General features: G+C 72.6%; 14 protein-coding genes. 4 read left to right on the top strand and 10 right to left on the bottom strand.

The features are described from left to right. Window positions 1–120: 120 nt before the first annotated feature. The 6 genes from folE to dacB form a co-directional block, all read right to left on the bottom strand. Window positions 121–720, bottom strand: a complete 600-nt coding sequence (folE, locus tag ABZ234_RS33215) for a GTP cyclohydrolase I FolE (RefSeq protein WP_267946862.1) — start codon at window positions 718–720, stop codon at window positions 121–123. Further along, window positions 717–2723 (bottom strand): ATP-dependent zinc metalloprotease FtsH, encoded by a 2007-nt coding sequence (ftsH, locus tag ABZ234_RS33210; protein WP_267946863.1) that lies wholly within the window; start codon window positions 2721–2723, stop codon window positions 717–719. Before ftsH ends, folE begins: the two co-directional genes overlap by 4 nt. 261 nt (window positions 2724–2984) lie before the next feature. Then, complete coding sequence (hpt, locus tag ABZ234_RS33205) at window positions 2985–3539, bottom strand: hypoxanthine phosphoribosyltransferase (RefSeq protein WP_267946864.1); 555 nt, start codon at window positions 3537–3539, stop codon at window positions 2985–2987. Between the two features lie 139 nt (window positions 3540–3678). After that, the gene (gene tilS, locus ABZ234_RS33200; protein WP_344177074.1) at window positions 3679–4695 is read right to left on the bottom strand and encodes a tRNA lysidine(34) synthetase TilS; all 1017 of its coding nucleotides are present in this window, start codon (window positions 4693–4695) and stop codon (window positions 3679–3681) included. Further along, window positions 4692–5774, bottom strand: coding sequence for a zinc-dependent metalloprotease (locus tag ABZ234_RS33195; RefSeq protein WP_267950543.1), 1083 nt, complete (start codon window positions 5772–5774; stop codon window positions 4692–4694). The genes tilS and ABZ234_RS33195 overlap by 4 nt, the downstream gene beginning before the upstream one ends. Before the next feature lie 140 nt (window positions 5775–5914). Beyond that, window positions 5915–7285, bottom strand: a complete 1371-nt coding sequence (dacB, locus tag ABZ234_RS33190) for a D-alanyl-D-alanine carboxypeptidase/D-alanyl-D-alanine-endopeptidase (protein ID WP_355014676.1) — start codon at window positions 7283–7285, stop codon at window positions 5915–5917. Window positions 7286–7361: 76 nt separating this feature from the next. Between dacB and ABZ234_RS33185 the strand changes: the two genes are divergently transcribed. After that, window positions 7362–7892: an inorganic diphosphatase gene (locus tag ABZ234_RS33185; RefSeq protein ID WP_267946867.1), complete on the top strand. Its 531-nt coding sequence runs from the start codon at window positions 7362–7364 to the stop codon at window positions 7890–7892. A gap of 164 nt (window positions 7893–8056) precedes the next feature. Here the strand turns inward: ABZ234_RS33185 and ABZ234_RS33180 are convergent, their stop codons facing one another. Further along, window positions 8057–8644 (bottom strand): sigma-70 family RNA polymerase sigma factor, encoded by a 588-nt coding sequence (locus tag ABZ234_RS33180; RefSeq protein ID WP_267946868.1) that lies wholly within the window; start codon window positions 8642–8644, stop codon window positions 8057–8059. A 109-nt stretch (window positions 8645–8753) separates the two neighbouring features. Next, complete coding sequence (locus ABZ234_RS33175; protein WP_267946869.1) at window positions 8754–8990, bottom strand: hypothetical protein; 237 nt, start codon at window positions 8988–8990, stop codon at window positions 8754–8756. A gap of 544 nt (window positions 8991–9534) precedes the next feature. Between ABZ234_RS33175 and ABZ234_RS33170 the strand changes: the two genes are divergently transcribed. After that, on the top strand, window positions 9535–10140 hold the full coding sequence (locus ABZ234_RS33170; protein ID WP_352983697.1) for a hypothetical protein: 606 nt from the start codon (window positions 9535–9537) through the stop codon (window positions 10138–10140). 85 nt (window positions 10141–10225) lie between these two features. Here ABZ234_RS33170 and ABZ234_RS33165 read toward each other — a convergent pair whose 3' ends face one another. Both ABZ234_RS33165 and ABZ234_RS33160 read right to left on the bottom strand, forming a co-directional pair. After that, entirely contained in the window at window positions 10226–10615 is a 390-nt protein-coding gene (locus tag ABZ234_RS33165) for a hypothetical protein (protein ID WP_267946871.1), read from the bottom strand. A 37-nt stretch (window positions 10616–10652) separates the two neighbouring features. Then, the gene (locus tag ABZ234_RS33160; RefSeq protein ID WP_267946872.1) at window positions 10653–10871 is read right to left on the bottom strand and encodes a hypothetical protein; all 219 of its coding nucleotides are present in this window, start codon (window positions 10869–10871) and stop codon (window positions 10653–10655) included. A gap of 150 nt (window positions 10872–11021) precedes the next feature. Between ABZ234_RS33160 and ABZ234_RS33155 the strand changes: the two genes are divergently transcribed. Continuing rightward, window positions 11022–11855, top strand: coding sequence for an exonuclease domain-containing protein (locus ABZ234_RS33155; protein WP_355014675.1), 834 nt, complete (start codon window positions 11022–11024; stop codon window positions 11853–11855). Window positions 11856–11939: 84 nt separating this feature from the next. Continuing rightward, complete coding sequence (locus ABZ234_RS33150) at window positions 11940–12095, top strand: hypothetical protein (protein WP_267946874.1); 156 nt, start codon at window positions 11940–11942, stop codon at window positions 12093–12095. The last annotated feature ends 116 nt before the right edge of the window (window positions 12096–12211 follow it).

Raw genomic sequence — 12211 nt, 5'->3', positions numbered from 1 at the left:
GCTCCCCCCCCCCCCCCCCCCCCCCCGCGGGGGGGGGGGGGGGGGGGGGGCCGCCCCCCCCCCCCCCCCCGGCCGGGTGTCCGCGACGTCACTTCCGGGGGCTCCGCCCCCGGAGCGCCCTCAGCGCCGGTCGAGGATCAGGCTCATCGCCTCGGACCGGGTGCGGTCGCTGCTGCGGAAGATCCCCCGCACCGCGGAGGTGACGGTCTGGGCCCCGGGCTTGCGCACCCCGCGCATCGTCATGCACAGGTGCTCGGCCTCGACCACGACGATCACGCCGCGGGGCTGGAGGTGGTCCATGATCGCGTCCGCGACCTGGCCGGTGAGCCGCTCCTGGACCTGCGGGCGGCGCGCGTACACGTCCACCAGCCGGGCGAGCTTGCTCAGGCCCGTGATGCGGCCGTCGGCGCCCGGGATGTAGCCCACGTGCGCGACCCCGTAGAACGGCACCAGGTGGTGCTCGCACGTGGAGTAGAGCTCGATGTCCTTGACCAGGACCAGTTCCTCGTGGTCGGCCTCGAAGACCGTGGTGAGCACGTCGCCCGGCTTCTGGCCGAGCCCCGCGTACTGCTCCTCGTAGGCGCGCGCCACCCGCTCCGGGGTCTTGACCAGGCCGTCGCGGTCCGGGTCCTCGCCGATCGCGATGAGGATCTCCCTGACCGCGCGCTCGATGCGCGGACGGTCCACCGGTCTGGGCGGCAGTTCGCCGGCTCCGCTCACGCGTCGCCTCCCTCGGTGCCGGTGGAGGGGGCTTCGGGCAGGCGGCCGTTGGCGGACGGGGTCTGCACCTCCGCCCCGTTGAGGACCGCCAGCTCCTTCTTGGAGCGCACCGGTGGCCGCTCGGAGGGCTGGCGCTTGCCGTAGCCGGTGTAGGAGCCCCGCGACGGGCGCTCGGTCACCGGGGCGAAGATCTCCAGCACCTGGGTCTTGGTGAGGGTCTCCTTCTCCAGCAGGGCCACGACCAGGTCGTCCAGGACGTCCCGGTACTCGACGAGGACCTCGTAGGCCTCGTCGTGCGCGGACTCGATGAGGCGGCGCACCTCCTCGTCGATGATGGAGGCGATCTCCTCGGAGTACTCGCGGGCGTGCGACATCTCCCGGCCCAGGAAGGGCTCGGTGTTGCCGGAGCCGAACTTGCGCGCGCCGAGGCGCTCGCTCATGCCGTACTCGGTGACCATGTTGCGGGCCAGGTTGGTGGCCTTGTCGATGTCGTTGCCCGCGCCGGTGGTGGGCTCGTGGAAGACGAGCTCCTCCGCGGCGCGTCCGCCGAGCATCATGGCGAGCTGGTCCATCATCTGGGAGCGCGAGGTGAGGAACTTGTCCTCGGTCGGCACCGACATCGTGTACCCGAGGGCACGGCCGCGCGGCAGGATCGTGATCTTGTGCACCGGGTCCGAGTTGGGCAGCGCGTGGCCCACCAGGGCGTGGCCGCCCTCGTGGTAGGCGATGATCTTCTTCTCCTGGTCGGACATGACCCGGGTCTTGCGCTCCGGACCGGCCATGACGCGCTCGATGGCCTCCTCCAGGACCGCGTGGGTGATGACCGTGCTGTCCGCGCGGGCGGACAGCAGCGCGCCCTCGTTGATGACGTTGGCCAGGTCGGCGCCGGTCATCCCGGCGGTCTGGCGGGCGATGACGTTGAAGTCGACGTCGTCTGCCAGCGGCTTGCCCTTGGAGTGGACCTTGAGGATGTCGCGGCGGCCGTCCATGTCGGGGCGGTCGACGACGATCTGCCGGTCGAAGCGCCCCGGGCGGAGCAGGGCCGGGTCGAGGATGTCCGGGCGGTTCGTGGCGGCGATCAGGATGACGCCGCCCTTGACGTCGAAGCCGTCCATCTCGACCAGCATCTGGTTGAGGGTCTGCTCGCGCTCGTCGTGGCCGCCGCCCATGCCCGCGCCGCGGTGGCGGCCGACGGCGTCGATCTCGTCGATGAAGATGATGGCGGGAGCGTTGGCCTTGGCCTGCTCGAACAGGTCGCGCACACGGGAGGCGCCGACACCGACGAACATCTCCACGAAGTCCGAGCCGGAGATGGAGTAGAACGGGACCCCCGCCTCGCCCGCGACGGCGCGGGCCAGCAGGGTCTTACCGGTTCCGGGCGGGCCGAACAGGAGCACGCCCTTGGGAATCTTGGCGCCCATCGCCTGGAACTTGGACGGGTTCTGGAGGAACTCCTTGATCTCGTGGAGCTCCTCGATCGCCTCGTCCGCGCCGGCGACGTCGGAGAAGGTGTTCTTGGGCGTGTCCTTGGTGATGAGCTTGGCCTTGGACTTGCCGAAGTTCATGACCCGGGAGCCGCCGCCCTGCATCTGGCTGAAGATGAACCAGAAGATGACGATGATGATGATCAGCGGCAGCAGGCTGAACAGGGCGGTGGTCCACACGGAGGTCGTGGCGACCGTGACCTCGTAGGACTCGAGGCTGCTGCCCTCGGTCTCCAGGGACTCCTGGAGCATGTCCGCCAGTTGGAGGCCCTGCCCCTCCACCCAGTACGCCTCGTAGATCTCGTCGTCGGTCGTGGTCAGCACGATGCGCTGGTCGCGGTCGACGATCTCGGCGTTGTCGACCTCGTCCCGCTCGATGAGCTGGTAGACGGTCGAGGTGTCGGTCTCCGTGGGCTGTGGTCCGCCACCGACGTCGAAGACGCGGAAACCGATGATGAGCATGAGGCCGACGGCCAGGACCCAGATCCACGGGCCGCGGAAAAAACGCTTCAGATTCATGTGAGCGGAACCCTGTCGGGTCCGTCCCTCCTGACCAGGCCGCCCGCCCCAGAGGACTATCCGAAGCAGGACCAAACGGACACGTGGCTCCCCGCGAGAACGCCGGGACCTTCGACGGTACACCGCACCCCACCGGGCGGGAGCACCGCTCGGCAAGCCGGACGCGGGGTCGTCATGAGAGCAACGACGGCACCCCGCCCGGTTGTTCCCGTGAGCGTTCCCACCGCCGCGCGGGGGCCGCGCGGCGGCGTTCCCGGGGGGCTACTCCTCGTACACGTGCGGGGCGAGAGTGCCGATGAACGGCAGGTTGCGGTACTTCTCCGCGTAGTCGAGGCCGTAGCCGACGATGAACTCGTTGGGCAGGTCGAAGCCGATGTACTTGACGTCGAGGTCGACGTCGAAGGCCAGCGGCTTGCGGACCATGGTGCAGACCTCGACCGAGCTGGGCCCGCGCGACTTGAGGTTCCCCACCAGCCAGGAGAGCGTCAGGCCCGAGTCGATGACGTCCTCGACGATCAGGACGTCGCGGTCCTTGATGTCGGTCTCCAGGTCCTTGAGGATCCGCACCACACCGGAGGAGGTCGTCCCCGCACCGTAGGAGGACACCGCCATCCAGTCCATGGAGACGGGGCTGTGCAGCACCCGGGCCAGGTCGGCCATCACCATGACCGCGCCCTTGAGCACTCCGACGATCAGCAGGTCCCTGCCCGCGTAGTCCGCGTCGATCCGCGCACCGAGCTCCGCCAGGCGCGCGTTGATCTCTTCCTCGGTGACCAGGACCTTCTCCAGGTCCCGACCCATGTCCTTAGCGTCCACGCTCACTGTCCTCGCTGCTGGGTTCCCCGTTTGCGGCAACCAGGATAAACGTGCCGAACACGGGTACGGCCCCCGACCGGCGGCCCCCGGCCCCCTCGGCGTCCGCGCAGGTCGGACATGCCGGGCAGGCGGGGAGGGTTCAGGGGGCTCCGGCCTCGAACCGGATACGGCCCGCGGAGCGCCGCCCCCTGATGCCCCCGGGCAGGTCGATGTGGGCCTGGCCACGCCAGTCGACGACCAGGCGGTCCAGTTCGCGCACGTGCCGGGCGGTCAGCGCGCTCGCGGAGCAGCCGGCCGCCAGTGCGGCGCGGCGCAGCACGCGCGTGCGCAGCGCGTCGGGGGCCGCCTCCAGCGGAGCCACCGCCAGCTCCGGCCCGACCGGGGCCGCGGGGACCGGCGGGAGGCAGGCGGGCGTCTCGGCCGCCTGCGCGTACAGCGCGTCGGCGAAGGAGTCCAGGGTGTCGGCGTCGGCCCGCAGCAGCGCCGCCGTACGGGCGAGGGCCGCGGCGATCCCCGGCCCCAGCGTCCTCTCCAGGGCGGGCAGCGCGTCGTGGCGCACCCTCGACCGGGCGAAGCGGGGGTCCAGGTTGTGCGGGTCCTCCCAGGGGTCCAGGCCCATGAGGGCGCACGCCTCGCGGACCGTGGCGCGGTCCAGGTCGAGGAGGGGGCGCGCGTAGCCGCGGGTGCGCGGCGCCATTCCGGCCAGGGAGCGGGCCCCCGACCCCCGCGCCAACCCCAGCAGGACCGTCTCCGCCTGGTCGTCGAGGGTGTGGCCGAGCAGCACCACCGCGGGGGCGTGCGCGGCGGCGGCGCCCTCCAGGGCGTCGTAGCGGGCACGGCGCGCGGCGGCCTCCGGCCCCCCGTCCGCGCCCACCTCCACCCTCCTGGACAGGACCGGGTCGAGCCCGAGCCCGCGCAGGACGCGGGCGACCGCCTCCGCCCGCGCCGCGGACCCCTCCTGGAGCCCGTGGTCGACGGTGACCGCGCCCGCGGCCCTCCCCGACCTCGGCGCCTCGAAGGCCACCGCCCCCGCCAGTGCCAGGGAGTCGGCGCCGCCGCTGCACGCCACCAGCGCCGTGGCGCCGGAGGGCAGGGCGGACAGCGCCCGCCGGACCGCAGAGCGCACCGCGGCCACGGCGGGGGGCGGCCCGCTCACTCGGTGATGGCGGCGGGGCGGACGACCCGGGCGACCCACGTGTGCGGGTTCCGGATCTCCTCCAGGGTGGGGAGGGTCTCGGGCGAGGTCCACACCTTGTTGAACTCCGCCATGCCGACGTCGGCCACGACGGCGCGGACGAAGGCGGCGCCCTCCTCGTACTGGCGCATCTTCATGTCCATGCCCAGCAGCTGCCGCATGATCCGGTCGAGGGGGTTGACGGACTCGCGGCGCTTCTGGAAGCGGGCGCGGATGGTGGCGACGGTCGGCACCACCTCGGGTCCGACGGCGTCCATCACGTAGTCGCCGTGCCCCTCGGCGAGGCTCATGACCGCGGTGACGCGGTCCATGATCTCGCTCTGCTCCGGGCTCTGGATCGCGGTGATGAGGCTGGTCTCCCCGCCCCCGCGGACGGCGTCCGCGACGGCCTCGCCGGCCGCGCGCAGCCGGTCGATGAGGTCGCCCGCGTTCATGTCGGACGACAGCAGGAGCTCCTGCATGAGCCCCTGGACGTGCCCGCGCAGCCACGGCGTGGCCGTGAACTGCATGCGGTGGGTCTCCTCGTGCAGGCACACCCACAGCCGGAAGTCCCGGGGGTCGACGTCCATCTCGCGTTCGGCGTTGACGATGTTGGGCGCCACCAGGGTCAGACGGCCGGTCGAGACGGCGCCGTCGGGGCCCGGTGGCAGGAAGAGCTCGTACTGGCCGAGGACCTTCCCCGCCAGGTAGGAGAGCATCGCTCCCAGCTGCATCCCGGTGATCCGGGACCCGACCGCGCTGGTCAGGTTCCCGGCGGGGCTGTTGTTGAGCCGGTCGGCGCCCATTTGCTCGAGTACGGGTTCGATGACCACTCGAAACCCGTCGACGTTGGCTCGGATCCAGCCGGGGCGGTCCACGACGGCCGCGGGTCCCGCTGGTTCGAGGGGGTTCATTCCGGTGAAGTCGCGCACGTGCCCGGCCGCCACGGTGGAGAGCTCGCGCAACTGCGCCACGGCCTGCCGTGCGTCGGAGAGGTCCACCTGCGGCCCAGGGCGCACGAGGCGAACACCGGTGTTGACGGCTACGTCCCAGTCGATCACAGTCACACCGCCAGCCTACCCACGCAGCGGCGGAGGGCACGGGGATCAGGGTCGGAATTCCGGGTGCCCCCAGGGATACCCCTGAGACCGGCCGAATCGCCCCTCCGCTCCGGGAGCCCGGAGCGGAGGGGCGGCAGGGGTCAGGAGCAGCCGCAGCGGCTGAGAGCCGCGGGCAGCGAGTCGAGCTGGTAGCCGCTCGCCGCCGGGTTGTTGGCCATGAAGGCGAAGACGAACACGTTGCCCTCGCGGTCGTGGACCGTTCCGGCGAGGGTGGCCACCCCGTTGAGCGTGCCCGTCTTGCCGCGCACCAGGCCTGCGGCGTCGTGGGCGGAGGAGCCCTCGGTGTAGCGCCCGGCCAGGGTGCCGGTGGCGTGGGCGGTCGGCAGCCCGGTCACCGCCGCGCCCAGGTCGGGGCGTTCGCCGCTCGCGACCAGCTCCAGGAGTTCGACCAGGGCGCGCGGCGTGATGCGGTTGCGGGTGCTGAGGCCGCTGTTGTCCGTCAGGGAGACGCCCTCGACGCCCAGCCCGGACACGATCCGCTCGGTGGCCGCCGTGGCGCCGTCGAAGGTGGGCTCCTCCCCCGTTTCGATCGCGGTGATCCGGCCCATGGACTCGGCCAGGATGTTGTCGCTGGCGAGCATCATGAACTCCACCAGGGAGGCCATCGGCGCCGACTCCACCGACGCCACGGGCTCGCCCGAGGCGGTGGCCTCCGACGGCTCGCCCTCGACCTCGACGCCCGCCCGCTCCAGCTGCTCGGCGAACGCCCGCGCAGCGTGCAGGGACGGCTCCGTCGTGCGCGAGCCGTAGCCGCTGGCCTCCGGGGAGACCCGGCCGGAGTCGAGCATCAGTGCGGTGACCGGGGCCGCGTTGCCCTCGGGGACGTAGTTGGGCTTCCAGCCCTCCGGGGTCCCGGGGCCGGCGAACAGCGAGTCGTCGTAGCCCAGGGAGACGGCGTCGACGCCCTCCGCCGCCAGCGCCTCGGCCGTGCGCGCCGCGAGCTCCTCCAGTGTGGCTACCTGCGGGTAAGCTGCGGAGTCGGCGGTCGCGGTCAGGGTCGTGTCGCCCCCTCCGCGCAGCACCACCCGGTTCGCGCCGGTGTCGAGGTACGCCTCGGTGCGCAGCACGTGGTCGGGGCCGACGGTGTCCAGGACGGCGACGGCCGTGGCGATCTTGGTCGTCGAAGCGGGGGTCACGGGCGTGTCCGCGTCACTCTCGAAGAGCGTCTCACCGGTCGTTCCGTCGACGACGTAACCGGAGAGGCCCTCCTCGAGCCCCGGGGACGACATGGGATCATCAAGGATGTCCGCGATCCGTTCCGGGTCCGCCGGAGTCGAGGCCGCGGGTTCCGCCGCCGCCGCGCCCTCGGCGTTCGTGACCGGGTTGGGCACTGCGGGAAGCGGCCGAGCCTCGATCACGTCGAGGGCTACGAACCCGGCAATCAGCACGAATATGTTGAGCAGGGCCAGTGCGAGGAGTCCCTCGCCTCGTACCCGTCGCACCCGGGGCACCTGCCCTTCCTTCGGTGTCGCGGCCTGACGTTGTTGTTATACGGCGACATTAGTCGCATTGGGAGCCGAGATCAGCATGGAATTCGACGTTACGATCGAGATCCCCAAGGGGGAGCGCAACAAGTACGAGGTGGACCACGAGACCGGTCGTATCCGCCTCGACCGCATGCTGTTCACCTCCACCACCTACCCCGCGGACTACGGCTTCGTCGAGGGAACCCTCGGCGAGGACGGCGACCCCTTGGACGCCCTCGTCCTGCTCAAGGCCCCGACCTTCCCGGGCTGCCTGATCAGGGCCCGCGCCATCGGCATGTTCCGGATGCGCGACGAGGCCGGTGGTGACGACAAGCTGCTCTGCGTTCCGGCGACGGACCCGCGCCAGGAGCACCTTCGTGACATTCACCACGTCAACGAGTTCGAGCGCCTGGAGATCGAGCACTTCTTCACGGTGTACAAGGACCTGGAGCCCGGCAAGTCCGTCGAGGGCGCCAGCTGGGTGGGCCGCCACGAGGCCGAGCAGGAGATCGTGGCCTCCGTGAAGCGCGCGGAGGAGGCGGGGGCGCACGGCGACAGCTCGCACATCTCCGACACCGAGGGCGACAAGTAGGCGTCGCCGACGCGTGGTCCGGCTGTGCCGGCGGAGGGCCGGTGGGGACGTTCCCACCGGCCCTCCGCCGTCGGGGCACGCCGGTGCCGTCGGGGCCGTCGGCCCCCCTGTATCCATGAAACCCCGGTTCGCCCCGCCCCGGTAGGGGCTGTGGACGGCCGGCGTCATCTCCGGCTCTGCGGGATCGCCTCCCCCGGGGCGGATTCGGGGGCGTGGTCCCGGGCGAGCACGAAACCGGCGAACGCGACCAGGAGCAGGGCGCACACGACCGCCAGCGCGACGGGGGCCAGGGCCACCACCCCCCGCAGCCGGAGGGGGCCGTCGGGCCGCACCGGGAACCCGTTCCGGTCGAAGTGGTCGGCGCGCGCGGCCACGTGGGCCCGGTACCCGTCGAGCTCGGGCCCGCTCATCCCGTTGAGCACCCGGACCGGCACCAGCGCGGTCCTCTCGGGCATGGACATCCCGACCGGCGCGGCCGTCCGCAGGCCGGACGCGAGCCGCCTGGCGCACTCCGCCTCCGCCAGGGCGTGCAGCCATTCCCCCAGCTGCTCGGGCTCCTCCAGCCGACCGATGTGCGCCCGGGCGGCGATCAGCGTGTCCCTGAGCACCACGTGCGCGGCGTCGCGGTCGCGCAGGACCAGGATGCAGCGCCGGTAGAGCTCCTCCCCGTAGGCGTCGAGCAGCCTCGCGTAGGCGTCGGCCCGCGGTATGCGACTGGAGCGCAGGGCGTGGAGGAGATCCTGGTCCGTCATAGACCAAGAATCTACGCGGCGCGGCGGGCGGCACATCCCCCTTTGTCGAAAGACGTGCCGTACCTGCACTCCGCCCGTCGAACCGAAGGAACCGGTGCGCGCGGGCCCCTCAGTCCGCGTCCCGGGGCCCCCGGGGCTCCGGGGGGCGGGGGGCTCCGCCGGGGGGCCGGGAGGACCTCTGGTGGCGCGCGCGCAGCCACAGCAGCACGAAGGTCAGCGCGGTCAGCGCGGCGACCAGGACGGCCGCGCCCGGTCCGAGGAAGCCGAGCGCCATCACCGCGGCGGCCGCGACGACGAGCGCGCGCACGAGCACACGCGCCCACAGCCCCGGGGTCTCGGGGTTCAACTGTGCCTTCTGGGGAGGTATGCCATAACGGCCGCTCCTGTCACTACGGCTGGGGGATGGTGCCCGCTCCGGCGGTGTTCGCACGCCGTACTCGGGCTCCACATGTCACCACCGCGCAGCGCCACCCGCAACACACCCGGCGCTCCTCCGGGGTGAGGTGGCCGACACGCGCGATTCCCGACGATGGCTTGACTCCTCCCGGACTTTGCTGGTGTCCTTGCACCTATGTATCCGCGCACCCGCACCGACGCCACGGCTCGCACGGCCCCCGGGGCCCCCTGCCACCTGGCCTGTGCGGCGTGTCCGTGTTGTCGTCGCTGAGCCGATTCTGAGGCGTCTCCGTACGCCGTCGCTCAACCGCGTGCCCCTCCGATCCGACCACCTCGGCGTGTGGTCCGGACACGGGGCGCATCCCGCAGGGTGATTCCCGTCTCCACGCGTAGGCGCGGAGACCTCGCACCTGCCGCCCGGCCCGCCGGGACCCACCGACGACATCCGCGCGTTCCCGACACACGGGCGCGCACACGGGAAAGATCCTCTCACGATGCCCCAGCGCACTCTCGACCCCACCGCCGTTCTCCCGTCCTCCGAGGCCCCGCCGTCCGCCGTGTCGGCGCCGGCCGCCCGCCGCCCCTCCGACACCCCGTCCCCGGCCCCCGGGCCGGTCTCGCTGGAGGGGATCGGCGACGTGGTGGACGCCGGACGCCCTTCCGGCTATGCCCACCTGGGCGAACGACGCCTGCCGACCCTGGGCCGGCTGGTGGCGGCCGCCCGCGGCGCCGCGTCCTCGCTGCGCCGACCCACCCTGTGGCCGACCCGGCGGGGGCACTGGCAGCCGGCGCCCCGCGCCGCCCGCCGCCACGCGAGCGGCCGGCTGCGGGTGACCACCGTGGCCCTCGAACCCAACAGCTTCGTGTCCGGCCCCGCCGACCACCCCGCGCGTCCGCACGGCATGGAGGTCCTCTACCTGGTCAGCGGTCGCGCCCATCTGATCGCGTCGGCCCCCGACGGGCAGATGCGCTCGGCCTCGGAGCTGGCCGAGGGCCGGGCCCGCGTGGTCGGCGCACCCGTGGGAGGGGCCGCGCGGGGACACCACTTCCTGGTGAACACCGGGGACGAGGTGGCCGTGGTGGTCCGGGTGACCGCCTGATCGCCCGCGCGCGGCGGCCGCCGTCCCGTGTCCGGGGCGTCCGCGCCCGGACACCGCCCCCGTGCGCGGTCCCGCGTCGGGGCGCTCACACATCCGCGCCCCGTTCGCCGGTGGCCGAGCGGAGCGCCGCGTCGACCGCCTCGACCGACCGCAGGACCCCCGCCATGCGCTGCCCCTCCGCGAGGTAGGCATTCATCACCTGGTCGAGCGCGTGCGGGGGCAGGTGGTCGCGGAGGTCGACCCGTGCGGTCCGGTACCCCTCCCGGGCGGCCTCCAGCGCCGCGGAGACGTACTGGCGGGCCAGCCGGGAGAGGGCTACGGGATGACGACGCAGGACCCCGTGCAGCCGGTAGTCGGCGGGCACGTGGTCGAACAGCCACACGAGGGCGGTCTGCTCGAAGGAGTCCGACCCGGGCGGGTGAACACTCGCGGGCCAGTCCGGCGTCAGCGGCTGATCGGGCATGCCGACCAGCATACCCTTTGATCGAAAATATGTTCGATTCGACGGCGGGTCAGTCGGCGGTCCCCGTCGTCTCCGACGAGTCCTCCTTGGCGGCCTCCCGCCTCTCGAACTCCACCCTGATGGCCTGCTCCGCCGCGTCGACCGCGGCTCTGGCGGTGATCGCGTTCGTGTGCGCGCGGTCGAGCTCCTCCAACAGGATGCAGTCGAAGGAAACCCGTGCGTCGTGGATGGCTGCTTCCAGCTGACGTGATGCCTCTTCCAAACTCATGCCCTTCCCCTCCCCAGAAGAAGGCCCCCGCACACACGCGCCCCACCGGCACCGCCCCTCCCACCCCCTCCCCGACTGTCGCAGAGCCGCTCTACGATGAAACATCGCCGCTGCTCACAGCAGTGCCGACCATCCGGCCGAGAGGAATCCATGCGCAACCGCTACCCCGGGACATGCACCACCTGCCAGGTCGCCGTCGGTACCGGCGAGGGGATCGTCCTCAAGGGGGACGGCCGCTGGCTCACCTACTGCGCCGAGCACGAGCCGCGCCCCGTCCCGCCCTCCCGGGGCGCGCACCCCGGCTGGCACACCACCCCCCTGCTCGGCTTCGACTCCGAGACCTCCTCCCGCGACCCCGACACCGCCTTCCTGGTGTCGGCCGCCCTCGTGGACCGCGAGGGCAGGGCCCGCACCTGGCTGGTGAGCCCCGGCGAGCGGGAGATCCCGGCGGGGGCGGTGGCGGTCCACGGGATCAGCACCGAACGGGCCCGGGCCGAGGGACGGCCGGCCGCCGAGTGCCTGGAGGAGATCGCCGGGGCCCTGGCCGACCAGCTCTCCGCCGACCAGGGCCTCGTGGTCTTCAACGCCCCCTACGACCTGCGGGTCCTCTCCTGCGAACTGCGGCGGTACGGCCTGGCCTCCCTGGAGGAGCGCCTGGGCGGGCCTCCCGCGCCCGTGGTGGACCCGCTGGTGATCGACCGCGGGGTGGAGCCCTACCGCAAGGGCAAGCGCAACCTGGGCGCCATGTGCGAGTACTACGGGGTGGAGCTGACCGACGCCCACACGGCCCGGGGCGACGCGTCCGCCGCACTGGCCCTGGCCGAGGAGATCGGCGCCCGCCACCCCGGGCTCGCCTCGGCGGACCTCGCCGAGCTGCACCGGCGCCAGGTCGACTGGGCCCTCTCCTACGCCCGCAACCGCCAGGCGTGGATGGACAGCAACAAGCCCGACCACGGGACCGTGGTGGACGGCACCTGGCCCTGAGGGCCCTCCCCGCGGCCCGTGATGTGCGGAACCCCGGCGAACGGGTAGGCCACCCCCACAGAACGCACATCCTCAGGAGGCGACATGGTCTACCTCATCCTGGTACTGCTGGCGATCTGGCTGATCCTCACCATCATCGGCGTGGTGATCAAGGGGCTGGTCTGGCTCGCCGTCATCGGCGCGATCCTGTTCGTCGCCACCGCTGTGTGGGGGTGGCTCCAGAACCGGCAGCGCGCCTGAGGTCCGGGCCGGGAGGGACCGCGAGGCGACGGCCGCGGGGGCGCGGGGGGGGGCGGGCCCCCCCGGGGCGGGTGGGTGACGGCGGGGGGCGTGGGCGGGGGGGGGGGGCGGGGGCC

Origin of the sequence: Nocardiopsis sp. NPDC006198 (assembly GCF_040613895.1) — a bacterium.
Classification (GTDB): domain Bacteria; phylum Actinomycetota; class Actinomycetes; order Streptosporangiales; family Streptosporangiaceae; genus Nocardiopsis; species Nocardiopsis tropica.
The sequence above is the reverse complement of the archived record's forward strand: the minus strand, read 5'-3'. Positions and strand labels throughout refer to the sequence as shown.